The following is a 24,379-nucleotide window of genomic DNA, read 5'->3' on the forward strand; positions in this document are numbered from 1 at the left end:
TTTGTAAATTAAACATTCAGTTTTTCTCGAATTGTATCAATTTTATGATCTCTGTAAAATAAATTCATGGTTTCAAAAGGAATAATTTTCATCTTATCGCTTACAATGTGAACGCAAGATTTTTTAACAGCTCGAACATCAAAATCATGCGCGTCCATAAAATTCATTATCAAAATTCGGAACAAATTATTATAATTTAAAGTGTCTGATTGCACCCTTGGCAAGCAGCACATTAATTCATTCATTTCGGTTTCAGCACAATCAACAGAAATTCCTGTACTGAATAGATTCAGCATATGAGTTTTTAGTTTTTCGTCATGTTCAAAAACAATAGTGTTTTTGGAGTTGTTTAGCAGATCTTCGGGATTTATTAAGTGAGTCATCGGAAAAACTTCCCCATCAATTTTTAAAGCATAAGCCATACATAAGGCATCAGGATTGCAAGGTACAGGAATTAAATCTTGTGGTGTAAATAGTGGATATTGCTCATAAATTTTCCTACGTACTTCAGTTAAAGTGATGCGGCCTGAAAAATCATCATAATTATCATTTCGACCAGCAACTTGTGTAGGCTGAAAAGTAACACCTCGAACACATTTTTGCTGTAAAGCATATTCAATTATCTGACCAATTTCATCATCATTTTCTCCTTTTTGAAGTGTAATTACCAAAGTAGTCGAAATATTAAATTGATTTAAATGTTCGATTGCTTTTTTACGAACTTCAGTTAAATCTTCTCCGCGAAGTTTTTCTAATACTTCAGGTTTAAAGCTGTCAAATTGCAAGTAGATTTCGAAATCAGGCATATAGCCGGCTAATGTCTCAACAAATTTAATGTCTTTTGCAATTCTTATTCCATTCGTATTTAGCATCAAATGCTTAATAGGCTTGCTTTTAGCAATATCAAGAATTTTAAAAAAATCAGGATGTACAGTTGGTTCACCTCCAGAGATTTGAACAACATCTGGTTCGCCTTCATTAGCGACAACAGTGTCGAACATTTTTTCAATTTCTTCTAAAGTACGATGCCTTCCATAGTTTGGAGCCGAATTTGCATAACAAGTCGGGCAGGCTAAATTGCAGCGATCTGTAACTTCAACAATCGTTAAACAGGAGTGTTGTTCATGGTCTGTGCACAACCCGCAATCATAAGGGCAGCCATAGTGCACTTTTGTATTGAACTTTAAGGGCATTTCAGATTGCTTATTATAATTACGAATCTGCTTGTAATAATCAACATCATCAGCAATCATCGATTTCAATTCACCATGTGTTTTGCAATGTTTCAACATCATGACTTTATTGTCCTGAAATACAATTTTAGTATCAACAAGATCTAAGCAAGCTGGGCATAAACTTTTGGTATAATCGTAGAATATATAATCGCGGGTTTTCATTAGGATAAAAGTATAGTTATTGTAAAAGTAAAGTTTTGCTTAAACGATTAAAAACCCGATTAATAAATTTCGAGTAGTATATAAAAATAAAAATGGAGCTCCATTGAATACTGCTTAAATGAAGAAATAAAGGATTATATGGTTTTATAAATTCAATTAAAAAGCGAAATAAAAAGTACAAAACCATAAATAGTTTAAATCGGTCACCATTAAGGAGCTTTCTATTTTTTATTTTTTGGAAAAAGATAAAGAGTAAAAGCATGAAAAACATTTCATACAAAGCTACAGGATGTCTGTATAACCCATCACCCAGATCCATTCCAGTAATAAAACTAGTTTCGATGCCGTAAGTAGGTTCAGCAATGCCCATTGAGAAACAGCCAATTCGTCCAATAAATAAAGCCACAATTATCGGAATTACATATAAATCACCCGAAGAGATTTTAACCCCAATTATTTTTTTGAAAAGTTCTACCCCAAGCAATCCGCCTAAAAATCCTCCAGCAACAGTTTTGTTCTGAAAAAAAGTTAAAAAAGTCTGCTGTGTTATTTCGGCAGGATTTTCAAGCAGCGCAATAACTCTTGAGCCTATTAATGCACCAACCATTGCACCAATTAAAATAATAAGACGATTAATATCTGAAATAGGATCTACTGTTCTTTTCTTCAAAAAGTAATATGTCCTTATCCCAATAAAAAAGGCTAATGTTTCAAATAAAGCGTGCCAATAAAAGGTTTCGTTAAAGAGCTTAAATTGAAATGGGAATGTCATTTTTTAGTCAGATTTTTTTGCTAATTTAATTAAATTAATTGGATTGTTTTTGCATTTTTTTTCTTTTGAAAAACTACAACAAATTAGTCTGATTTGTGATATGTTTTTTAGCGACACACCTGTTTGTTTAATAATAAAATTATTACATTTACAGCCTTTTAATAAACAGAAGATTTAATCTATTATTGCATTTTTAATGCAGACATAATTTAATAATAACCTTATTTTATAGAATAAAATATGAAAACAATAGCCATAATTAAATATGTATTTATAACAATAGGAGCACTTATGCTTGCAGGTGCTTTTTATTTTTATCAGGATAGACAAGCCTTTTTGAAAAAAGCCGAAACTGTGCAAGGAACCGTTGTAGAGTTAATAAGTAAAAGATCTGATAATTCTACAACTTATGCGCCAGTAGTTAGCTTTACTACAAAAGCAGGAAATAAAATAGAATTCACATCATCAGTCAGCAGTAATCCTCCAAGTTACAGCGAAGGCGAAAGTGTTGAAGTTTTGTATGATCCTGCAGAACCAAAAGACGCCAGTATTAACGGATTTGCCTCATTATGGATTGGACCGTTAATTTTTGGGATTTTAGGAACAGTTTTCTTTTTAATTGGTTTCGGGATTATTTTATTCGGGATTTTAAAGCAAAGAAAAACGCAGTATCTTCGAGATAACGGCAAACGTATTGAAACAAAATTTGTTCAAGTGCACTTAAATTACGGGATGGCTGTAAATGGAAGAAATCCGTTTCAAATATCCAGTCAGTGGCTTAATCCTCAAACAAACGAAATGTATGTTTTTGAAAGCGATAATATCTGGTTTGACCCAACAGAGTTTATAAAAAGCGATATAATAAAAGTGATGATCGATCCGAGTAATCCAAAGAAATATTATATGGATATTTCTTTTCTACCTACAGTTAGAAGTTAATTAGATTAGTAAGATAACTTTTGAAACAGGTTTGGCTTACATTATAAACCTGCAATTTTTGTTGTCAGGTTTTTTTGTAAATAAAAGTAAAACGCAATATTGTTATTTTAATGAAGGAGACTCAAGTGATAGCGAATAGATGAAGCAAATCTCACTAGTTGATCGACAAAGATTGGAGATTTTCTTTAAGGAGTTTTTCGTGTGATCTCTCCTTCGTCGAGATGACAAAACTAGACTTTGTCTTTGCGAACTCTGCGTAAATCCTCTGCAAACATTGCTGTTAAAAAGAAATCCGTACTTTTGGTTTTACAATTATTGCATAAATCTTCATGAAAAAATCATTCACTATTATAATATCATTTTTAGTTTTCTCTACTTCTTTTAGTCAAACTAAAATTGAAAGTCCAGAAGTCGATCCAATTCAAATTCAAAAAACATTTAGCGATTGGTCTGTTTATCAAAGTAAAAAAATCATGCTTTCAAGGGATTTTAAAGCATTTGATTTACAATCTAAAGAAATTTCAAAAGAAAACTTTTTAGACCAATTAGCAAATGGAAATTATATTCCAATTCGATTAAAATCAGAAGAATCAGTTTATAATTACAAGCTGTTTAAAATTCTGCCAAAATCAGATACAAGTATAAAAGCAACTATAAATCAAATAGGTTTTGATGCTCTTAAAAATTATCAGATGGAAGGGACTGCTTTTCCTAAATTTTCGTTTAAAGATTTAAACGGAAATCTGGTTACAAACGAATCCATGAAAGGAAAAATTATAGTAATAAAATGCTGGTACATCCACTGCACACCTTGTATAAGAGAATTTCCACAAGTCAATAAATTAGTTGAAGAATACAAAGACCGAAAAGATATTGTTTTTATAAGTCTGGCTGAAGATTCTGCAGAACAATTAAAGGCATTCTTAATTAGAAAACCTCTGTCGTATGCTGTAATTCCTGATATGAAAGTATATATGAATGAAGCTTTACAACTCAATTCATTTCCAACACATTTTATTCTCAATAAAGAAGGAATGATTGCTAAAGTTCTTCCTAATTTCGAGAGTTTAGAAGAAGCATTAGCAAAACAAAGCAAATTGTAGAGATGGATTTTAATCCATCATTCGCAATCAGAACCCAATCTTGTCATTTCGAGGAACGAGAAATCGCACTAGTTAATCGACAAAGATTGAAGACATGCTTAGTGGAGCTTTTTGTGTGATTTCTCCTTTCAGTCGAAATGACAAGATTACGTGTAATAATCTATGAAAAAACAAAACTTTACGTCTTTGTTCCGATCGCTATCGAGACTGCGAGAAACCCTCTCCAGAATAAAAAAACTTAGTCGCTTTGCACCTTTGCAACTCTGAACCTTTTTCCGTACTTTTGCACCAAATTAATTAAAAAGACATTCATGTTAACAGTCAATAATTTATCAGTTCAATTTGGCAAACGAATTTTGTTTGACGAAGTAAATACCACATTCACTCACGGAAATATTTACGGCGTTATTGGAGCCAACGGTGCTGGAAAATCTACATTTCTTAAAATTATTTCGGGCGATATGGACCCAACTTCTGGGCACATTCATTTAGAGCCAGGAAAACGTATGTCGGTTTTAAACCAAAATCACAACATGTTCGATGAGCATACTGTTTTGGAAACCGTTTTAATGGGAAATAAAGTTTTGTATGCTGTTAAAAAAGAAATGGATGAACTTTATTTAGACTACAACGATAAAAATGCTGACAGAATAGGGGAGCTTCAAGTTCAATTTGAAGAAATGAACGGATGGAACGCTGATTCTGATGCTGCATCGATGTTGTCTAACTTAGGAATTAACGAAGAGCATCATTATACTTTAATGAGTGATATGGAAGGAAAAATGAAAGTTCGTGTGCTTTTGGCGCAGGCACTTTTTGGAAATCCTGATGTATTGATTATGGATGAGCCTACCAACGATTTGGATTTTGAAACAATCGCTTGGTTAGAAAATTTCTTAGCAAACTACGAAAATACTGTAATCGTTGTATCTCACGACCGTCACTTTTTAGATGCCGTTTGTACACATATTTCTGACATTGATTTCGGGAAAATCAATCACTATTCAGGAAACTATACTTTCTGGTACGAGTCTAGCCAATTAGCGGCAAAACAACGTGCACAGCAAAACAAAAAAGCAGAAGAGAAGAAACAAGAGCTTGAAGAATTTATTCGTCGTTTTAGTGCAAACGTTGCGAAATCGAAACAAGCAACTTCTCGTAAAAAAATGATTTCGAAATTGAATATTTCTGAAATCAAACCTTCAAGCCGTCGTTATCCTGCGATTATTTTTGATCAGGATCGTGAAGCTGGAGATCAGATTTTGAATGTAGAGAACTTATCTGCTTCTGTAGACGGAGAAGTTTTGTTTAAAGATGTTGATTTGAATATGGCAAAAGGCGATAAAATCGTTCTTTTCTCTAAAGATTCACGTGCTACAACTGCTTTTTATGAAATCTTAAACAACGAACAAAAAGCAGATTCTGGAACTTTTGATTGGGGAATTACAACAAATCAAGCTTATTTACCAGCTGAAAACCACGATTTCTTCGAAAATGATTTGACTTTGGTAGATTGGTTACGTCAATATGCTAAAACGGAAGAAGAGCGTGATGAGGTGTTTATTAGAGGTTTTCTTGGGAAGATGATTTTCTCTGGAGAAGAAGCTTTAAAAACATCTAGAGTTTTATCTGGAGGAGAAAAAGTACGTTGTATGTTGTCTAGAATGATGATGGAACGTGCAAATATTTTAATGCTGGACGAACCAACAAATCACTTAGATTTGGAATCGATTACTGCTTTCAATAACTCATTGAAAAACTTTAAAGGTTCAGTAATTTTTACTACTCATGACCACGAGTTTGCACAAACTGTTGGTAACAGAATCGTTGAAATTACACCAAACGGAGTAATTGACCGTTACATGACATTTGACGAATATCTTGATGATGAAAAAATTCAAGAGCAAAGAAAAAAGATGTATAATCTTTAATAGTAAAAATCCCGTTATGAGAATAACGGGATTTTTTTATGTCTATTTATTGCCAAAAAGTTTAGCGAAAATGAAAATGATTATCGCAATAATAAAGATTACAATAAATATTCCGAATCCCATTCCGGCTTTAAAAATGTCTCCAATAATTTCGCAGCTTGTAAATGAAAACAGTATTACAAATACCATTAACATTCTTAGTATTTTATTTTGCATGATTCTGAGTTTTATAATTTCATAAATAAAATTAGTTCACGAATCAGGAAAATGTGTTATAGAATTTTTTGAAAATGTTTTAGGATTTGGCGTTTTAGTTTCTTTCGTACCAAAAAATATATTTGTTTGCTGTTTCCAGAGGAGTACACTATTTATAGCTGTAGATTTTCAATAAATGTATTTATATTTGAGTTTGTGTATTTTAAAATTACTTTATTTCGGACTATTTTAATTTATTAAACTGAAATATACTATTTTTAAAAGCTATTCAATTGGCTTTTATATCGCAACAAACATGAAATCATACAAAATGAAGACTGCCTCAAAAAAAATAATAAGGAAACTAATTTTCGTCTTTTTTATCAACGGGATGCTTTTTGCTCAAGAAGCTAAACCGCCAATAATGGGTTGGAGCAGTTGGAATAATTTTAGAGTGCATATCGATGAAAAAATGATTCGAGAGCAAGCTGATGCTATGATTACTTCTGGGTTGTACGATGCTGGTTATAGATATGTAAATATAGACGATGGTTATTTTGGAGGAAGAGATTCAGCAGGTAATCTTTTTGTTGATACTCAAAAGTTTCCTTCGGGAATGAAGGTTTTAGTGGATTATATTCACAGCAAAAAACTTAAAGCAGGAATATACAGTGATGCAGGAAGAAATACTTGCGGCTCTATTTACGATAATGATCAAAAAGGTATTGGAGTTGGTATGTATGGATATCTTGATGCGGATTGTAAAACTTTTTTTGACGATTGGGGCTGCGATTTTTTAAAAGTAGACTGGTGCGGCGGCGAGAAAATGAATCTGGATGAAAAAACAGAATACTTAAAAATTTTAAAGACTGTAAAAGCTAAAAATGAAGCAATTGTTCTTAATGTGTGCCGATGGAAATTTCCTGGAGAATGGGCAATCGATAAAGCAGATTCTTGGAGAATTTCCTATGATATTGATGATAAATTTTCGTCTATACTTAAGATTATAGATTTAAATGTTGATTTGTACAAATACTCATCTCCTGGACATTATAACGATATGGATATGTTGCAGGTTGGCAGAGGCATGACTTATGAAGAAGATAAAAGCCATTTTTCGATGTGGTGTATGTTGAATTCTCCTCTATTGGCAGGCAATGATTTAAGAACTATGTCAAAAGAAACTGTTGGTATTCTTACCAATAAAGAAGTTATTGCTTTAAACCAAGATAAAGGATTTTATCAAGCAAGACGAATATTTAAAGAGGGAAATATTGAGGTTTGGGAAAAACTGCTGGGAGAAAAAGGAAAAGACGGAAAAGCGATTGCTATTTTGAATCGTGGAGATGAAGCAAACCAATTTATTTTAAAATCAGATTTAGTAAATCTTGAGAAATCAGTGAAGATTCGTGATTTATGGTCAGGTAAGAAGATTGGAGCAATAGGAAAGAAGATAAACTTCAATATACCCAAACATGGTATAGTAGTTTTGCGTACGGAATAAAACAGCCCGTATTTCTTTTGAAAAAGATAAAAATCTATTGTTTTCTAATCGTTTTTATCTCGAGTAATATAAGTCCAGATATAATAATGATTTCTCCTAAAAAATAAGCCATACCAAAAATAGAAATACTTTTAGAGTGATATACGACAATTCCAAAAGTCAAAATACAATATAGAATGTTGGCAATGCAGATTGTTTTTAGAAATGATTTCCAATTAGTATTAATTAAAAAGTAACAGAGAATAGAATAAATTGAAAAAGTCAATGCTAATAAAGAAAGATATTCTAAAATGGTTTTTGATAAACCAAAAAAAGCATTGAAATTTCTAAGTACAAAAAATAATAATACAGCAGTAAGTAAAGCACCAAAACCATCCAAAAGAAAGATGTTTCTTGGTTTTGTTATAAACTGTTGCACACTTTTTATCATTTTTATGGTTTAGGTTAACATCTCAATAAGTTGAATATAATTGCCGCAAGTATCGTTTAAAACGGCAATTTTTACATTTCCCATTTCTGTTGAATTTGTTTTAAATGTTACACCCAGATTTACAAGACGATTGTATTCTTGCTCAAGATTGTCTACATTAAACTGCGTACACGGAATTCCTGCTTCAAAAAGCGCTTTTTGATACGTTTTAGCTGGCTCAAAATGATTGGGTGATGGTTCCAACAGAATTTCAACGCCGTTTGGTTCTTCTCTAGAAACGACCGTCAGCCATCTATTATCTCCGCCTAAAGGGATATCGTGTTTTTTTATAAAACCTAATTTTTCAGTGTAAAACTGTAATGCTGTTTCTTGGTTAAGAACTGGAATTGAGATGACTTTTGCTTTCATGATTTTAAGGTTTTAAATTGCTTATCCATTTTTCTTAGCAATTATTATAGTATGAATTTCCGCATCTTCACCTTTTGGATATTTGACTTCGAATAATTTAATGATTTCAAAGTTATTTATAAAAAGCTGATTTTTTATATCTTCTAAAGTATGATAATAAAAATAAGTTCGATCACCAGTGCTTCCAGAAATAAAACCGGATTGAGAAGGATTTCCGGGAACAAAACTTAAATATAAAATCCCATTGTTTAAAAGTATTTTCGCAGAGTCAATTATCAGTTTAGAACAATCTTCTTCGGATAAATAAGGCAAACAAAAGCCGCTCATAATGGCATCAAATTTTTGATCTAAGGAACTAAGTTCCCTTGTATCCATTACTTCAAAGTTGGCTGAAGGATTATTAGCTTTAGCTAATTCGATCATTTTTGGAGCAATGTCGATACCTGTAATTTTTAGGTTGGGATTTTTGGATAGTAAATATTTTGTAATATTTCCTGGCCCACAACCAATTTCAAATACGTTTATTTGTTCTTGTGTTAGAGTGTTGCAAAAGAAGTCATAAGTATCGTTATACAAGCTTAAATTCATAAACTTATCTTCATAGAGATTTGCAATTTTATTCCAAGTCTCAAAAGTTTCTTGGTATTTATCCATTGATTTTAGTTTTGTTCTACTGTTGTCGCTGCGAAGTCAGGAGACTTCGCAGAGCGGGTTTTTATTAATGTCTTTTGTTTACACTTGTCCTCTTCTAGGTAGTTCAGGTTTCCATGGAGGGACAATTACTTGTTTCTGAAATTCTAAATATGTTTTTTTTGAATGTAGTTTTACTTTAACGAGGTATTCTTGCGGTCCTAAATTGATGGTGTCAATTTTCATTTCAAAATTGCCATTTAAACTTTTTTCTCTAGATTTTAGCTCCATGTAAGTTTTTCCAAACTTATTCTTTTTAATGATATAAGTTGCAATTTTTTTATCTTCACCAGTATCAATAAGAATTTGGTTTTCGCCTCTAATAATAGTAACTTGATTTGCAATATTAAAAATGTCACTAAGTGGATTGGCTGATACTAAATCCTTGCCATTCAGTGTTATTTTTATAGGAGTCCAATTACCTTCTAAATTAATTTGTTTAGAGTTCCATACAATAAAATAAACGCCAAAACAAACAAGTATACTTATGGCTATTATTTTTAACTTATTTGGTTTTTGTTTAATATTTGGTTGATTTGTTTTAGGGATAGATTTGCGAACAGATTTTTTTTGAGGCATTATCTAAAAAAAGATTAAAGGTTTTGTTTTGCTAAAATATAGTTTTTTATATTTAAAAGTAATATTTTTCTTGTTTTTTTAAATAGGTTATAGAAGTTGGTAAAAAAAAATCCACTATGCTTTGCGAAGTCTCCTGACTTCGTACCCGTTCCAATATGTTTTTGATTTTCTTAGTATCCTACTGTTGTCGCTGCGAAGTCAGGAGGCTTCGCAGAGCGGGCTATCTTTGTTGAGAAATATTCATTAATTTATTGAAGGAGAGATATACTTTGTGGGCACGAAAAGAATTTCCGCGCTATCGTTGCCTATTTCTGAGTGATCGGGTTATAAACCTCACATTTCATAAAAGTCAAATTTAATTTAAATTATCTTTTACTATGCTTTATTCTTTGTTCAGTTGTTGATTGCTCTTTCGTGGATTTGTTATCATCAACACGCTAAAATTTAATAGTCAAAACAGTTATTAGAAAACTTAAAAAGGTGATTACAAAGCCTGCAATGACTATTTTTTTCCGATTTTAGATTCAAACGATTTAAGTTTCAAGTCCAAATCCATTAATTTGTCCGATTTAGCTTCTCGTTCAGCTTTTTTAATACGTTCGGTTTCTAAATCGTGTTCGATTTTAGTAAATCCTCCTTTTTTTAAAAATGAATCGACTAATCCAGAAGGTGATACAGCAAAAGGCTGTCCAATTGCTTTCACTATATTTATTAGTTCAGGTTTTTCTCTAATAATTTCTTTAATTAAGAACTCAATTTCGTCTCTATTTTTGTCTTTTAATATTACAGAAATTAAAGATTCAGAAGTAAAATATGTATCAGGATTTCTATTTGGATTAGAAATCATTTGTTGTAATATCAAATCTTTATCGTTCATTTTTCAATTTTTTGGCAACTAGTTTATATGTAATATAAATAACATATATCTATCTTTTGCATAAGAGGTTAGTATGAAGTTTTTGATTTCAGCTAAAGTAGGAAAAATGTTTGTTTATAAAAAGTATGTTTCTGCTTCAATTCTATATCAATTTGAAAAAAAATATTTCCCCACTCAACACCCCAACAAATAAATTCTGATTTCGTATATTTGCCAACCAAACATTACAATTACTTATGAGCCAAAAAGTATTACTTAATTCAAAAGAAGTTACTATCATACTCCATCGTTTGGCTTGTCAGTTAATCGAAAAACATCTTGATTTCTCAGAGACTATTTTAGTGGGAATTCAGCCAAGAGGTGTTTTTTTAGCGGAACGTTTAAAACAAATATTAGAAAACGAATATAAGGTTCCCGAAATTTCTTTGGGATATCTGGATATCACTTTTTTTAGAGATGATTTCCGTCGTACTGATAAACCACTCGAAGCCAATAAAACCCAAATTAATTTTATAGTCGAAAACAAAAAAGTCATTTTTATTGATGACGTTTTGTTTACCGGAAGAAGCATTCGTTCTGCCTTAACAGCAATTCAATCTTTTGGAAGACCTTCAGAAATTGAATTACTGGTTTTAATTGACAGACGTTTTAGTCGTCATTTACCAATTCAACCAGATTATAGAGGTCGTCAGGTAGATGCTATTAATGGCGAAAAAGTGATAGTAAGCTGGAAAGAAAATGATGGTGAAGATGTTGTTCACTTAGTGACGAATTAAGTTTAATCGGTTAACCGGTTAATTGTTTAATCGGTAGCAACGCCGATTAACCGATTAGAAAAAAAACGATTAAACAATTCAACGAATAAACAAATAAACAATAAAAATGAAAGAATTAAGCGTAAATCATTTATTAGGAATAAAATATATCAACGAGAATGATATTAACCTGATTTTTGAAACGGCAGATCATTTTAAAGAAGTCATTAATCGACCAATTAAAAAAGTTCCTTCATTACGAGATATTACCATTGCCAATATTTTCTTTGAAAACAGTACCAGAACCAAACTTTCATTCGAATTAGCGCAGAAACGTTTATCTGCAGATGTGATCAGTTTTTCTGCAGCTCAATCATCTGTTAAAAAAGGAGAAACTCTGATTGATACTGTTAATAATATCCTTTCGATGAAAGTAGATATGGTTGTAATGCGCCACTCTAATCCCGGAGCGGCTTATTTTTTATCTAAAAATGTCAAAGCAAGTATTGTAAATGCTGGAGATGGAGCGCACGAACATCCAACTCAAGCTTTGTTGGATAGTTATTCTATCAGAGAAAAACTAGGAGATGTAGCTGGAAAAAAAGTAGTAATTGTAGGTGATATTCTGCATTCGAGAGTTGCCTTATCCAATATATATGCTTTGCAAATGCAGGGCGCAGAAGTAAAAGTATGCGGACCAAAAACATTGATTCCAAGATATATCGAATCACTTGGTGTTACGGTTGAACCAAATTTGCGTAAAGCTTTAGAATGGTGCGACGTTGCGAATATGCTTCGTGTACAAAACGAACGTATGGATGTGAATTTTTTCCCATCAACACGTGAGTACGCACAACAATATGGAGTTGATAAACCGCTTTTGGATTCTCTTGGAAAAGAAATCGTAATCATGCACCCGGGACCAATCAATAGGGGAGTAGAGATTACATCTGAAGTAGCAGATTCTGACCATTCTGTTATCTTGAATCAAGTTGAAAATGGTGTAGCAATTAGAATGGCGGTTATTTATCTTTTGGCTTCTAAGATTCAATAATAATATTTAGTTTCAAGTTTCAGGTTTCAGGTTGTTGGAACGCGAATACCCGAATGTCACCCTGAGCGAAGTCGAAGGGCTTTTATGTACAAAATGTGTTTTGCAAACAAGGGCTTCGACTTCGCTCAGCCTGACAAAGTTGAGACAAACTTGAAACTTGAAACCCGAAACTTGGAAAAACTTCGTAACTTAGCTCATCAAAAAATATTAGCGCATAAATTATAAAATGAAAGTAGATCAAAAAGGACATACCGTTACAATAAAAAATACACAAGGTGATTTTAATGGCTTTGTAGAAAAAGTAACGCAGCAATTTAAAACCTTTGAAAAACATAATGTTATAATCGATCTGTTATCGGATTCTGAACTTTCAGAAAATGATTTGAAACTTTTTTTACCTCTTGCTAAATCTCAGAAAAAAGCCAAAAAATCATTTGTAATTGTAGTTTCTGATCTTGATTTTAATGCTGTTTCAGATAAATTAGTTGTTGTGCCTTCACTTTTAGAAGCGCATGATATTATCGAAATGGAAGAAATTGAAAGAGACTTAGGATTTTAAAGAATCGGTTAATCGTTGATTTGTTTAACTGTTTAATCGATAAGTTTTTGATTATAATTTAACGCGATTAAACGATTCACCAAATAAACGAATAAACATTAAATTGAAGCTAACTATACTTGGCTGTTATGCCGCAACTCCTAGAACACTTACTAACCCAACTTCGCAGGTTTTAGAAATCAAGAATCGTTTATTTTTGATTGATTGCGGAGAAGGAACTCAGGTACAGCTTCGAAAAAACAAGATTAAATTCTCAAAAATTAATCACATCTTTATTTCGCATCTTCATGGCGATCATCTTTACGGATTAATTGGAACCATTTCGACTTTTTCTCTTTTAGGCAGAACGACCGATTTGCATATTTACGGACCAAAAGGAATTAAAGAATTAATTCTTCTTCAATTGAAGCTGACGGAATCTTGGACTACTTATAGCTTGTTTTTTCATGAATTGGAGTCGAAGAAAAGTGAAGTAATTTTTGAAGACGCTAAAGTTATCGTTAAAACTATTCCGCTTAAACATCGTGTTTATACCAATGGATTCTTGTTTCAGGAAAAACCGGGAGAGAGAAAATTAAACATAGAAGCAGTTCAGCATTATAATATCCATGTTGCTTATTATCAAAAAATAAAAAACGGCGGTGATGTTAAGCTTGATGATGGAACTATAATAGAAAACGGAAAATTATCGTTTGATCCTATACCGTCAATGAGTTATGCATTTTGTTCTGATACTGTTTATAACGAAGATATAATTCCGATTATTGAAAATGTAGATGTTTTATATCATGAATCTACTTTTTTAGAGTCTGAAGCTCCTTTGGCACTAAAAACGCTTCATTCGACTGCAAAAGAAGCAGCGCAAATTGCATTAAAAGCAAATGTAAAACAATTGGTTTTAGGGCACTATTCGACACGATACGACGGAATTGAGCGTTTTAAACAAGAGGCAGAATCTGTTTTTCCTAATGTTCTTTTAGGAGATGACGGTTTGAGTTTTGAATTTTAATTTGTGAGTTGCAAAGGTGCAAAGTTACATAGGTTTTAAACTTTAATATACGTATGTCACCCTGAGGGAAGTCGAAGGGCTTTTGAGACAAGAAGGGCTTCGACTTCGCTCAGCCTGACATACTTGAAACTTGAAAAAAAATAAACTAAAATCAACAATCATGAACGATTTAAGCAATTATAGAAAATCTTACGAGAAAAGTGAATTATTAGAAACTAATATTCCTGAAGATCCAATTAATCTTTTTAACAGATGGTTTCATGAAGTTGAGGATTTTGGCGGAAGCGGAGAAGTCAATGCAATGACTGTTTCTACGATTGGATTAGACGGATTTCCAAAATCTCGTGTGGTTTTATTAAAGAAATTCTCAGAAGAAGGTTTTATCTTTTATACCAATTATAATTCTGAAAAAGGAAAGGCTATAGAAGCCAATCCTAATGTTTGTTTGTCTTTTTTCTGGCAGGAAATGGAACGTCAGGTAATTATTAAAGGAATTGCCCAAAAAACGTCTGAAAATATTTCTGACGGCTATTTTGATTCTCGTCCTGATGGGAGTAAGTTAGGAGCAATTGTTTCTAATCAAAGTGAAGTGATTCCGTCTAGAACTTTCTTAGAAGAAAACCTAAAAAAGCTGGAACATGAATTTGAAGGAAAACCTATTCCGAGACCGGAAAATTGGGGTGGATTTATTGTGACTCCTTTACAAGTTGAATTTTGGCAGGGAAGACCAAATAGACTTCACGACCGCATTCGCTACACAAGCCAATCTGATTTTTCATGGAAGATTGAGCGTCTTTCTTCTTGATTTGTAGGATTTTTACTTTTATTTAAAAATATTTTATGTAGTTTGTCGATTTTTTTTGTAGTTTACCGATAAATTAAATACGTTTGATATAGAAATGTAAAAAGATTGTCACATAATTATTTAAGGTTTTTGCCCCAACATTTACTTTAAAACTAAACTACTAAGATTATGAAAAAAGTTATGTGCGCCATGCTGTTCATTGTGATTTCGATCACAATGAACTCATGCTCGGCAGAAGTCGCAGAAGGTACGGAAAGTACTGGGGGTACAGAAAAATTAATTACAGACTACAGCTACAATGCGTCTGAATTAGAAACAATGCAATTAATAAACGATTACCGGAAAAGTATTGGTTTAAATGCATTGGAAAAGATTAATCATATCTCTTATGAATGTGAAGTTCATAATAAATATATGATTGATAACAACCTCGTAAATCACAATGATTTTGTTTTGAGGTCTAAAAACATTGAAAGTGTTCTAGGCGCCAAAACGGTTGGAGAAAATGTTGCTTATAACTATAAAACTTCTGAAGCAGCTGTGAGAGCTTGGCTGGACAGCCCGGGACACAAAGAAAATATCGAAGGAAATTATACTCATTTTGGTATTTCAATATCTACCGATCCTACAACAGGAAAAAAATATTACACTAATATATTTGCAAAAATTTAAAGAAAAACTTTCAAATTGGTTGGTTAGTTTTCGTTGTAATTCCTGAGTTACAACGTTTTTTTTTGTAAAAAAAGCTGTCTAGTTATAGACAGCTTTTTTGATATAATATATTTTGGGAGTATTATAATCCAACTATAATGAACTCGCTTCGTCTGTTCATTTGGTGTTCTTCTTCAGTACATGGTACTCCATCAGAACATTTGTTTACGAGCTGTGTTTCTCCATAACCTTTTCCAGTCAGACGATTTTTAGCTACGCCATTTTTAATAAGCCAAGCAATAGTTGATTTTGCTCTTCGGTCAGATAAAGCTTCATTGTATTGATGAGTTGCTCTACTGTCTGTATGTGAACGAATATCTAACTTCATAGTTGGATTTTGATTCAATACATCTAATATTTTTTCTAAATCTAAAGCAGCTTCAACACGAATGTTTGATTTGTCTAGATCAAAGTAAATCATTTTTATTCCGAAGCATTTTCCTAAATCATCTCCGATAGCAACTTTACAAATGATTTTATCTAAAGCAATTGGCAGATCTGTTTTTCCGCTTACTTTTCCAATATTCACCATTACTTCTTTAGTTGCATAATCTGTTTTTACAGCTCTTACATTATATGATTTGCCACATTCAACTGCAAAACTGTATTTTCCTTCCGCATTTGAAATGGTTGTACTTACAACAACCTGCTGGCTGTCATATAAAGTAAGTTTTGTTCCAGGCAGTATTATGCCGCTTTCAGCATCTGTAATTACACCAGTTAATTCCTGCAGACATTTTAGTCTTCTAGTTTCTAGAAATTTATAAATATCATCAGAACCATGTCCGCCGGCTTTATTTGAACTGAAATAACCTCTTCTGGTTGACGGATCAATAATGTAGGCGAAATCATCATTAGGTGAATTGATGTCGCTTCCTAGGTTTTGAATATCACTTACGGTTCCATTATCCTGCAATTGTCCCACAAATACATCAAGTCCGCCAAGTCCCGGATGCCCGTCAGAAGCAAAATAAATTTCATTTTCACTAGTTACATAAGGAAATGTTTCTTTTCCTTCGGTATTAATTGATTTTCCTAAATTTTCGGGAGTTCCATAACCGCCGTTGCTGTTAATACTTACTTTGTAAATATCAGATTGTCCTATTGTTCCTGGCATGTCAGACGCAAAGTAGAGTGTTTTTTCATCAGGACTTAAAGTAGGATGAGCAGTGCTAAAGCTGTCACTTGTAAAAGGAAGAGCAGTTATATTAGTCCATTTTCCATTTTCGAGTGTAGCTTTGTATATTTTGATTAGAGTAACTTTGTTATCATCTTTTCCTTTTTTGCCGTCAATAAAATTGTTTCTTGTAAAATAAACGGTCTTTCCGTCTTTAGTAAATGCTGGAGACGATTCGTGAAATTTTGTATTTATTGCTGTTTTTATTTTATTCACTTTAGTCGAACTTCCGCTTTCGGCATCAATATCTGCATTGTAGATGTTAGTAAAATATTCGCCTGTCCATTTGTGTTTTCTCTGGCTGAAATTACCAGTATCTCTTGCTGATGCAAAATAGATTTTGTTGTCATACACAAAACTTCCGTAGTCAGAATATTTAGAGTTGATTCCGGCATCTTCAATTTTATAGCGTCCAGAGTTTAATTTGATTTGATCGAGATAGTTTACGTCTTCTTTGTAAAGCTTACCTCTGGAATCGTTTTTGTATTTGGTGTTAAACTCGTTGAGAACTTTATCAGCTTTGGCAAGTTGCCCAGTTGATTTTAAAGATTGCGCATATCTGTAAAAATATTCGGCCTCTGGAGACGGATTCATTGCAAAGAGTTCTCCGTACCATTTGGCAGCACCTTCAAATTCAGAATTGAAGTAATATGAGTTTCCGAGTTTTTTAAATAAATCCTCAGACTTATATCCTTTTTCGGCTACCCTTTCATAGGTCTTAATGGCGTCAACATAAGCATATCCATCGTATTTTTTATCACCTGAATTAACCTTTGACTGCTGTGAATAGCCGTAAAAAATATTTAATAGTATTAAGCAAAGGAGCGTATAATTTTTCATAATAATAAGTTTTAGAAGAAACGAGGAGTTGTCATTTTACCATTTTTCTTGAAGAATTCATATCGCAGGAATATCTCATGAGATCCTGAGTTGTAATTATTTAAGTTTGTTGTTTCTCGGTCGTAACCGTAACCTAAATAAAGTCCGTCTGTGATTTGAAATCCAACCATTGCACTTAAAGAGGCACTCCATCTATAAGCTGCTCCAACTACAAATTTTTCAAAAAACATAAAGTTAGCAGAAATATCAACTTGTAGAGGTGCTCCTTCGACCATTTTGGTAAGTACTGCAGGTTTGAATTTGATGTATTGTAATTTATCAAGATCAAATACATAACCGGCCATTAAATAATAATTGATTTTGTCTTTGTAAATGGCCACATCATTATCATCATAACGATTGGTTTCGATGAAATTGGGAACCGATAAGCCAATATAAGCTTTATCTGAATGCCAGTAAACACCTGCTCCAATATTTGGTGAAAATTTGTTTCTTAAATCTTGAAATTGTGGATCGCCTTGATCTTCAGGATTTAGTTTGTTAACATCTAAATTGAATAAATTAGCTGTTCCTTTAATTCCAAAAGAGAGTTTAAAATCTGGTGAAGTTTGGATTGAATATGATAAATCAGCAGAGATATTGTTCTCATTTGTTGGACCTATTTTATCATTTACCAGCGAGAGTCCTATACCCAAATTACTATTGTTTATTGGTGTGTTGATAGAGAAACTGCTGGTTTCTGGTGCTCCGTCTAATCCAACCCATTGGGTACGGTACAGACCAAAAACACTTAGAGCTCCGCGAGATCCCGCATAAGCAGGATTTATATTTATCGCATTGTACATATACTGTGTATACTGTGCATCCTGCTGTGCATAACCTGTTAAGGCTATAGACATAATGACGAAGAAAAATAATTTTGTTCTCATAGTAGATGTGTATTATTTAGTTATTACCTACTAACTTTTTAACTCTGTAAAAAGGTTCAAAAAGTTGGTATGAATCTTTATTCAAAAATAAGTATTTTTTTTACAAATTATTATTTAATGCGCTATATATTAATTGTTTATATAGCGCATTTTTTTTGTTTTATTTTGAAAGATACAGGTATCCGTCTTTCTTATTATTTTGAACTTCATTATTTCCATTCAATGATTTGTAGTTCAAAATGTAGAAGTACGTTCCAGTTGGTAATCCATCTGATTGTTTGACAGTTGTTCTACCTCTAGATGTTCCATCAAATGCATTGGTTTCATTATTGTAATTTGTAGTTTCAAATACCAATATTCCCCAACGATTATAGATTTCTACAGTGTTTCCTGGATAACAGGTCAAATCATCAATACTATCAATTACGAAAACATCATTTTTTCCATCTCCATTAGGAGAGAAAGCATTATGTACAACTATATTTCCACATGGCAGTACTTTACAATCGTCGTTAATTTCCATGTTAAGGGCAATTGTTCTAGGACATTTATCGTCTTTTATTCTATATTCGAATATGTAAGTGCCAAGTGCTAAACCTAACGCGTTAAGCGTACTTCCTTGTAAGGCATTGGTGTTATTTGTGTCTACCCAAGTTCCTGTTGTTGGTGTGCCCTCTGGCAGTAAATTAGCTAAGTTTAATAATGTTGAATCATCATTACAAGCTTGGCTGGCGATATTAGTTACACCATTTGGCAGAACTATTATTGTTACTGTTGCTGTATCACAATTTTCAGAACTTAGTTTGTCGCAAATACGATAGCTGTAAGTGTACGTTCCAGCTGGAGTTAAACTTGACACATTTACATTTCCTAATGCATCGAATGTTATATTAGGATCTGTTTTTACATTGTTATTATTTCCAGTTAATAATGTAAAGGTTACAAGTTCTAGATTGGCTCTAGTTATACCTTTAAAATCATTACTTAAAACATTTCCAACTAATCCAAAAGTGTTACATCCAATGTTACTGTAAGTATCATCGACAGCGTCAACTGGTGTTGGCGGTGCAGGATCGATAACAGTTATAGTTACAATCGCAGTATCGCAATTTCCATTGTCAGCATTTTCACAAATTTGATACGTTAATGTATAAGTTCCGCCTGTTGTACCCACTTTTACATCTATAGATCCGTTAGGATTTAGTGTTAGTGCTCCAGTTGGATCTGGTGTTACAGTTGTAAGTGTAACATCTGCTGGATTAATTGCATTACCATTTAAGGTGTCATTTGTGTATACATTGACAACATTTGTGGCTCCTGTACCTCCAGAAATTGGGCCTCCATTATCATCATTAGCAACAATTGCAAATGTTGGTCTGGCGGTACAGAACGGTTCAGATGGAGGATAATTTACAGTTATTGTTTCACTAGGATTAAGAGATACTGTAATGTTCGCAGTTGGGCGTAATCCTTCAAAACCATCAGCAGCTTGAATCCATTGGTTGTTTTGGAATATCCATCCAGGCCAGTCAGTACCTTTTCCGTTTGCATCAACCGTAGCTCCAGGCCATAAAACACGACCGCTTAGTGGTAAATCAGTCATTGTTGTTACCACTTTGTTTGCAGCATCTGCCCAAGTTATTGATACACCATTTGCAGGAGTAAAGTTAACTGGAGTTACTGTGTAATCAAGGTACGGAACATCATTTACACAAATTGGTGATGCAGTGACAGTCATTACTGGTGCTTCAATAGTTACTGTTACTGTTGCAGTATCGCAATTTGAAGTTGCATCGGCTTCACAAATTTGGTATACCAATGTAAGTGTACCTACTGGTGCATTCGGTAAAACATCTACAGAGCCATCTGAATTTAATTGTAAAAACTCATTTGGTGTTACGGTAGTTATTATTACATCAGAAGCAGTTACGACCACACCTTCAAGTGTATCATTTGGTAAAACATTCAAGACATTTTTTGTAATATGATTAACACCTGCAATTGGACCGGCACTATCATCATTGGCAACTATATCTTTAAATTCTTTACAATTTACACCAAAGTCAGCATCTAAATGAACTAAGTCTTCAGGAGTAACATTTACAATTATACCACTTTGGCTGGTAGTTTGACATACTGTGTGCATTTGCAGTTTGGCAGGTTTTGATGTTACTTTTTTATCTGTTGAACTTGAGCTTGGAAGAACTTTTACAAGTCCAGTTTCTCCTAAAGCTGCAGCGACAGCATCTAAATTTGCTTCTCTAACTAGTTTGATGTTATGTTCTCCATATGGATTTGCTTGCTCTGGTCTATCTCTCCAGAATCCTTGAATTCCAATGATTACTTCAGAATGGTATCCATTTGGACCATCAATTATAATATTTGCATTTGATGCGTTTCCAAAACCACCGGCATTTAATTCGCCTGCATTTGATGGACCAGCATAACTTCCGTCACCATTAAAATCGATCCATTCCCAAAGACTGTAATCTATGGCGCCTTCTGCATCTGGTATGTTTTTAGTTACAACACCATCATTATTTGCATCGTACCATTCGTCTTGTACACCATTTCCATTAACATCATACCAAACATAGTCTCCTAAAACAGGAAGATTTGATTTTCCGTATTCGAAGTTATGAACTTGGAATTCACATTCTTTAAGAGTAGTAAAGAACAAGCTCGAGTCGACTGGGTAAAGTTGATATGCACTATTTAAATTGGCATCTTGAACTTGAACTAAATAACTTCCTGCAGGCATTCCTGTGAAGCTGTACATACCATCGGCTCCAGTTACACGCAGTAAGATTGGTCCTGTAGTTGTACCTTGAGGAATTAATGTTACTGGAACATTTGCAATAGGAGTGTTAGTATCTACATTGATAATTTGTCCAGATATTTTAACTTTATAATTTGGTTCAGTAATAACAACGGTTGCAGTTGCTGTACAAGTTTCATTTTCACTATTTACTACAGATGTTGCAGTAAGAGTATAAGTTCCAGCTGGTAAATTTGTGTTTCCAACTACTTCGTTATTTTGATTTGTAATAACTACAGTAGATCCTGGACTGCTGGTAACTGCAATTGAACCGTCGCTTTTTCCTTGGCAGCTTACATTTGTAGCAATACCGCTTACAGAAACTTTATTTTCAACTGTAAAGGTTTGAACTAATTCTGTTTTATTACCTGCACAGTCTGTTAAAGTATAAGTTCTAGTTAAAATATAAGATTCACCATTACATCCAGTTCCTCCATTATTAGTGTCGCTTACTGTAATGTTTACAGCTCCTGCGCAGTTGTCTGCCGCATCTTTTATATCTGCTGGACTTCCTGCTGGAATGTCTGCAGCACTTTGTAGATTAGCAACATTTGATGGTGCAGTACCGGTTGGAGGTGTAGTATCTCTTACTGTTATAACTTGAGTATACGAAATTGAATTTCCACCACAATCACTTGTTGTCCATGTGCGAGTTAAGGTATATTCTGTACCGCATTCGTTTTTAACATCGCTTTTAACTTCTTTGAAAACAATTGGTAAATCTCCATTACAATTGTCAGAAGCTTCCATGTTAAATGGTTCTGGAACAGCATCACAAGAAACAGTACTATCTGATGGAAGGTTGCCAACAAAAGTTGGTTTTGTAGTATCCTGAATTGTAATTATTTGAGTAAATGTTTCAGAGATATTTCCACAATCATCTTTTACAGTCCAAGTATTGGTGTAAGTACCTGCATTTCCACATTCTTCAGAAGCTTTAAACTCACCGCTTACTTTATCAAGATTAGTTACATTAGTATCACATGCATCAGTTGCAACAGGGAATAAGGCTTGAGCTGCTGCTAAAGCTTGTGTATTGCTGCATTCTACTGTTCTGTTTAAAGAATCAGCTTCAGTTGACCACGTTGGTTTTGTAGTATCTTGAATTGTAATTATTTGAGTGAATTTTTCAGAAATGTTTCCGCAAGCATCTGTAACCGTCCAAGTATTAGTATAAGTACCTGCATTTTTGCATTCTGTAGATGCTTTAAATTCACCACTTATTTTATCAATATTTGAAACACTTGTATCGCAGGCATCAATAGCAGTTGGGAATAAAGCTTGGGCCGCTGTTAAAGCTTGCGCATCGCTGCATTCTATTGTTTTGTTTAAAGAAGCTGTTTCAGTGGACCAAGTTGGAGCAGTAGTGTCTTGAATTGTAATTACTTGTGTAAAAATTTCAGAAGTGTTTCCGCAAGCATCTGTCACTGTCCAAGTATTAGTGTAAGTTCCTGCATTTCCGCATTCTGTAGAAGCTTTAAACTCACCGCTTACTTTATCAAGATCTGAAACATCTTGATCGCAAGTATCCGTTGCTGTAGGGAATAAAGCTTGCGCAGCTGTTAAGGCTTGTGCATTGCTGCATTCAATTGTTCTATTTAAAGAACCTGCTTGTGTTACCCAAGTTGGTTTTGTTTTATCCTGTACATTAATTGTTTGGCTTACAGGAAGTGAAATGTTTCCACACTCATCTTTTGCTGTCCAAGTTCTTGTAACTGAATAAGAACCGGCACAGTTACCTTGAGTAGTAACATCTTCGTAAGTTAAAACCGGAGTATTACCACCATTATCAGTTGCAGTTGCTTGTGTAAATACAGGTAATGCTGGACAATTAATAGTAGAAGTTTCTGGCAATGGATCTATTATTGGTTTAATAGAATCTCCATCTATAATAGTTACCGTTTTTGTAATTGTACATAAGTTAGCGTCTTTAACAGTAACGATATATGTTCCTGCTTGAAGTCCTGTAGCTGTAGCTCCTGTTTGAACAGGAGTTGTATTCCAAGAATAAGTGTAAGGGCTTGTTCCTCCAGCTGGAATTACAGTTGCAGAACCTGTTGTACCTCCACCACAAGCTACATTAACTTGAGTTGTAGTTGCACTTAAAGGATTTTGCGGCTGACCAATTGTAACTTCACATTTTGTAGTGTAACCTAATTTATCTGTAACTGTAACTGAGTGCAATCCGGCAGTTAAAGCAGTTGCAGTTGCAGTTGTTTCTCCATTATCCCATTCATAAATGTATTCACCATTTCCTCCAACAGCTGTTACAGTTGCTTTACCAGTATTACCACCGTAACATTTTACGGTTGCGTCTTGTTGTATACTGCAGGATAGTACATTTGGTTGTGTAATTTGTACTGTACATTCTGTAAAGCAACCATTTGCATCAGTAACTTTTACGCTATGTATTCCTGCGTTTAATGTTGTGGCTTTTTGTGTAGTTTCACCATTATCCCATAAGTAAGTATAACCAGGAGTACCACCAAGTACAGATACAGTTGCTTCACCATTACTTAAACCATTTGCAGTTACAGGTTTGTTTTGAACTACAGAACATGAAAGAGCTTGAGCAGGTTGTCCAACGGTAATTGTTTTAACAGCAGTACATCCGTTAGCATCTGTTACCGTTACTTCGTAAGTTCCAGCTCCAATTCCAGTTAAATCCTGAGAAGTTGCGGCAATTGCATTGGTATCTTTTTTCCAAGAATAAGTGTATGTTCCAGTTCCGCCGGTTACAGTCAAATCGATAGCTCCAGTTAATTGTCCGAAACATTTTACATCTGTTTTAGAATTTTCTGTAATGTTTATCGCAGCAGCAGGCTGTCCGATTGTAATTGTTTTAACAGCAGTACATCCGTTAGCATCTGTTACCGTTACTTCGTAAGTTCCAGCGC

At 33.5% G+C, this 24,379-nt stretch carries 21 protein-coding genes; 10 read left to right on the forward strand and 11 right to left on the reverse strand.

The features are described 5' to 3' along the window. Positions 1-8 precede the first annotated feature (8 nt). Positions 9-1,397, reverse strand: a complete 1,389-nt coding sequence (locus ACHRV0_RS07935) for a radical SAM protein (RefSeq protein WP_395440442.1) — start codon at positions 1,395-1,397, stop codon at positions 9-11. 16 nt (positions 1,398-1,413) lie between these two features. After that, a complete protein-coding gene (locus tag ACHRV0_RS07940) occupies positions 1,414-2,169 on the reverse strand; it encodes a prolipoprotein diacylglyceryl transferase (RefSeq protein ID WP_395440443.1) in 756 nt (251 codons plus the stop codon). Positions 2,170-2,409: 240 nt separating this feature from the next. Here ACHRV0_RS07940 and ACHRV0_RS07945 point away from each other — a divergent pair, with 240 nt between their 5' ends. The 3 genes from ACHRV0_RS07945 to ACHRV0_RS07955 all read left to right on the forward strand — a co-directional run bounded on the left by ACHRV0_RS07945 (position 2,410) and on the right by ACHRV0_RS07955 (position 6,142). Further along, positions 2,410-3,108, forward strand: a complete 699-nt coding sequence (locus tag ACHRV0_RS07945; RefSeq protein ID WP_395440444.1) for a DUF3592 domain-containing protein — start codon at positions 2,410-2,412, stop codon at positions 3,106-3,108. Positions 3,109-3,437: 329 nt separating this feature from the next. Further along, a complete protein-coding gene (locus ACHRV0_RS07950; RefSeq protein WP_395440445.1) occupies positions 3,438-4,211 on the forward strand; it encodes a TlpA family protein disulfide reductase in 774 nt (257 codons plus the stop codon). Positions 4,212-4,522: 311 nt separating this feature from the next. After that, positions 4,523-6,142 carry an ABC-F family ATP-binding cassette domain-containing protein gene (locus ACHRV0_RS07955; protein ID WP_089052836.1) on the forward strand — a complete coding sequence of 540 codons (1,620 nt, stop codon included), beginning with the start codon at positions 4,523-4,525 and terminating at the stop codon, positions 6,140-6,142. A gap of 42 nt (positions 6,143-6,184) precedes the next feature. Here ACHRV0_RS07955 and ACHRV0_RS07960 read toward each other — a convergent pair whose 3' ends face one another. After that, positions 6,185-6,358: a hypothetical protein gene (locus ACHRV0_RS07960; RefSeq protein WP_164973730.1), complete on the reverse strand. Its 174-nt coding sequence runs from the start codon at positions 6,356-6,358 to the stop codon at positions 6,185-6,187. Between the two features lie 295 nt (positions 6,359-6,653). On the opposite strand from ACHRV0_RS07960, the gene ACHRV0_RS07965 reads away from it, so the two are divergent. Further along, entirely contained in the window at positions 6,654-7,841 is a 1,188-nt protein-coding gene (locus ACHRV0_RS07965; protein WP_395440446.1) for a glycoside hydrolase family 27 protein, read from the forward strand. A 34-nt stretch (positions 7,842-7,875) separates the two neighbouring features. Here the strand turns inward: ACHRV0_RS07965 and ACHRV0_RS07970 are convergent, their stop codons facing one another. The 5 genes from ACHRV0_RS07970 to ACHRV0_RS07990 form a co-directional block, all read right to left on the reverse strand. After that, a complete protein-coding gene (locus ACHRV0_RS07970; RefSeq protein WP_395440447.1) occupies positions 7,876-8,271 on the reverse strand; it encodes a hypothetical protein in 396 nt (131 codons plus the stop codon). 9 nt (positions 8,272-8,280) lie between these two features. Next, complete coding sequence (locus ACHRV0_RS07975; RefSeq protein ID WP_395440448.1) at positions 8,281-8,679, reverse strand: VOC family protein; 399 nt, start codon at positions 8,677-8,679, stop codon at positions 8,281-8,283. Positions 8,680-8,700: 21 nt separating this feature from the next. Further along, on the reverse strand, positions 8,701-9,333 hold the full coding sequence (locus ACHRV0_RS07980; RefSeq protein WP_129024812.1) for a class I SAM-dependent methyltransferase: 633 nt from the start codon (positions 9,331-9,333) through the stop codon (positions 8,701-8,703). 78 nt (positions 9,334-9,411) lie between these two features. Next, positions 9,412-9,948, reverse strand: coding sequence for a hypothetical protein (locus tag ACHRV0_RS07985; RefSeq protein WP_395440449.1), 537 nt, complete (start codon positions 9,946-9,948; stop codon positions 9,412-9,414). Positions 9,949-10,450: 502 nt separating this feature from the next. Next, on the reverse strand, positions 10,451-10,825 hold the full coding sequence (locus ACHRV0_RS07990) for a hypothetical protein (RefSeq protein ID WP_395440450.1): 375 nt from the start codon (positions 10,823-10,825) through the stop codon (positions 10,451-10,453). A gap of 236 nt (positions 10,826-11,061) precedes the next feature. Between ACHRV0_RS07990 and pyrR the strand changes: the two genes are divergently transcribed. The 6 genes from pyrR (at position 11,062) to ACHRV0_RS08020 (ending at position 15,679) form a co-directional block, all read left to right on the forward strand. Beyond that, positions 11,062-11,601 carry a bifunctional pyr operon transcriptional regulator/uracil phosphoribosyltransferase PyrR gene (pyrR, locus tag ACHRV0_RS07995; protein WP_089052841.1) on the forward strand — a complete coding sequence of 180 codons (540 nt, stop codon included), beginning with the start codon at positions 11,062-11,064 and terminating at the stop codon, positions 11,599-11,601. Positions 11,602-11,707: 106 nt separating this feature from the next. After that, positions 11,708-12,634 carry an aspartate carbamoyltransferase catalytic subunit gene (locus ACHRV0_RS08000; protein ID WP_029273654.1) on the forward strand — a complete coding sequence of 309 codons (927 nt, stop codon included), beginning with the start codon at positions 11,708-11,710 and terminating at the stop codon, positions 12,632-12,634. A gap of 226 nt (positions 12,635-12,860) precedes the next feature. After that, entirely contained in the window at positions 12,861-13,193 is a 333-nt protein-coding gene (locus tag ACHRV0_RS08005) for a ribonuclease Z (protein WP_089059159.1), read from the forward strand. A gap of 103 nt (positions 13,194-13,296) precedes the next feature. After that, positions 13,297-14,202 carry a ribonuclease Z gene (locus ACHRV0_RS08010; RefSeq protein WP_395440451.1) on the forward strand — a complete coding sequence of 302 codons (906 nt, stop codon included), beginning with the start codon at positions 13,297-13,299 and terminating at the stop codon, positions 14,200-14,202. 160 nt (positions 14,203-14,362) lie between these two features. Further along, positions 14,363-15,007, forward strand: a complete 645-nt coding sequence (gene pdxH / locus ACHRV0_RS08015) for a pyridoxamine 5'-phosphate oxidase (protein ID WP_129024809.1) — start codon at positions 14,363-14,365, stop codon at positions 15,005-15,007. Positions 15,008-15,175: 168 nt separating this feature from the next. Next, positions 15,176-15,679 (forward strand): CAP domain-containing protein, encoded by a 504-nt coding sequence (locus ACHRV0_RS08020; protein WP_164975042.1) that lies wholly within the window; start codon positions 15,176-15,178, stop codon positions 15,677-15,679. 121 nt (positions 15,680-15,800) lie between these two features. Here the strand turns inward: ACHRV0_RS08020 and ACHRV0_RS08025 are convergent, their stop codons facing one another. From ACHRV0_RS08025 to ACHRV0_RS08035, 3 genes are all read right to left on the reverse strand, one after another. Beyond that, positions 15,801-17,735 (reverse strand): OmpA family protein, encoded by a 1,935-nt coding sequence (locus tag ACHRV0_RS08025; RefSeq protein WP_395440452.1) that lies wholly within the window; start codon positions 17,733-17,735, stop codon positions 15,801-15,803. A gap of 11 nt (positions 17,736-17,746) precedes the next feature. Beyond that, complete coding sequence (locus tag ACHRV0_RS08030) at positions 17,747-18,664, reverse strand: type IX secretion system membrane protein PorP/SprF (RefSeq protein ID WP_089052846.1); 918 nt, start codon at positions 18,662-18,664, stop codon at positions 17,747-17,749. A gap of 160 nt (positions 18,665-18,824) precedes the next feature. Beyond that, positions 18,825-24,379: gliding motility-associated C-terminal domain-containing protein (locus ACHRV0_RS08035; protein WP_395440453.1), on the reverse strand; the 5,555-nt coding region annotated here is incomplete at its 5' end.

It is taken from the genome of Flavobacterium sp. FlaQc-30 (assembly GCF_044005885.1).
Taxonomy (GTDB): domain Bacteria; phylum Bacteroidota; class Bacteroidia; order Flavobacteriales; family Flavobacteriaceae; genus Flavobacterium.

What these genes read in the sequence shown, in the direction of transcription:
- ACHRV0_RS08020 (WP_164975042.1), top strand. Translation starts at nt 15,176, where the DNA reads ATGAAAAAAGTTATGTGCGCCATGCTGTTCATTGTGATTTCGATCACA.
- ACHRV0_RS07965 (WP_395440446.1), top strand. Translation starts at nt 6,654, where the DNA reads ATGAAATCATACAAAATGAAGACTGCCTCAAAAAAAATAATAAGGAAA.
- ACHRV0_RS07990 (WP_395440450.1), bottom strand. Translation starts at nt 10,825, where the DNA reads ATGAACGATAAAGATTTGATATTACAACAAATGATTTCTAATCCAAAT.
- pyrR (WP_089052841.1), top strand. Translation starts at nt 11,062, where the DNA reads ATGAGCCAAAAAGTATTACTTAATTCAAAAGAAGTTACTATCATACTC.
- ACHRV0_RS08000 (WP_029273654.1), top strand. Translation starts at nt 11,708, where the DNA reads ATGAAAGAATTAAGCGTAAATCATTTATTAGGAATAAAATATATCAAC.
- ACHRV0_RS07980 (WP_129024812.1), bottom strand. Translation starts at nt 9,333, where the DNA reads ATGGATAAATACCAAGAAACTTTTGAGACTTGGAATAAAATTGCAAAT.
- pdxH (WP_129024809.1), top strand. Translation starts at nt 14,363, where the DNA reads ATGAACGATTTAAGCAATTATAGAAAATCTTACGAGAAAAGTGAATTA.
- ACHRV0_RS08005 (WP_089059159.1), top strand. Translation starts at nt 12,861, where the DNA reads ATGAAAGTAGATCAAAAAGGACATACCGTTACAATAAAAAATACACAA.
- ACHRV0_RS07975 (WP_395440448.1), bottom strand. Translation starts at nt 8,679, where the DNA reads ATGAAAGCAAAAGTCATCTCAATTCCAGTTCTTAACCAAGAAACAGCA.
- ACHRV0_RS07970 (WP_395440447.1), bottom strand. Translation starts at nt 8,271, where the DNA reads ATGATAAAAAGTGTGCAACAGTTTATAACAAAACCAAGAAACATCTTT.
- ACHRV0_RS07950 (WP_395440445.1), top strand. Translation starts at nt 3,438, where the DNA reads ATGAAAAAATCATTCACTATTATAATATCATTTTTAGTTTTCTCTACT.
- ACHRV0_RS07985 (WP_395440449.1), bottom strand. Translation starts at nt 9,948, where the DNA reads ATGCCTCAAAAAAAATCTGTTCGCAAATCTATCCCTAAAACAAATCAA.
- ACHRV0_RS08030 (WP_089052846.1), bottom strand. Translation starts at nt 18,664, where the DNA reads ATGAGAACAAAATTATTTTTCTTCGTCATTATGTCTATAGCCTTAACA.
- ACHRV0_RS08025 (WP_395440452.1), bottom strand. Translation starts at nt 17,735, where the DNA reads ATGAAAAATTATACGCTCCTTTGCTTAATACTATTAAATATTTTTTAC.
- ACHRV0_RS07940 (WP_395440443.1), bottom strand. Translation starts at nt 2,169, where the DNA reads ATGACATTCCCATTTCAATTTAAGCTCTTTAACGAAACCTTTTATTGG.
- ACHRV0_RS07960 (WP_164973730.1), bottom strand. Translation starts at nt 6,358, where the DNA reads ATGCAAAATAAAATACTAAGAATGTTAATGGTATTTGTAATACTGTTT.
- ACHRV0_RS07955 (WP_089052836.1), top strand. Translation starts at nt 4,523, where the DNA reads ATGTTAACAGTCAATAATTTATCAGTTCAATTTGGCAAACGAATTTTG.
- ACHRV0_RS07935 (WP_395440442.1), bottom strand. Translation starts at nt 1,397, where the DNA reads ATGAAAACCCGCGATTATATATTCTACGATTATACCAAAAGTTTATGC.
- ACHRV0_RS07945 (WP_395440444.1), top strand. Translation starts at nt 2,410, where the DNA reads ATGAAAACAATAGCCATAATTAAATATGTATTTATAACAATAGGAGCA.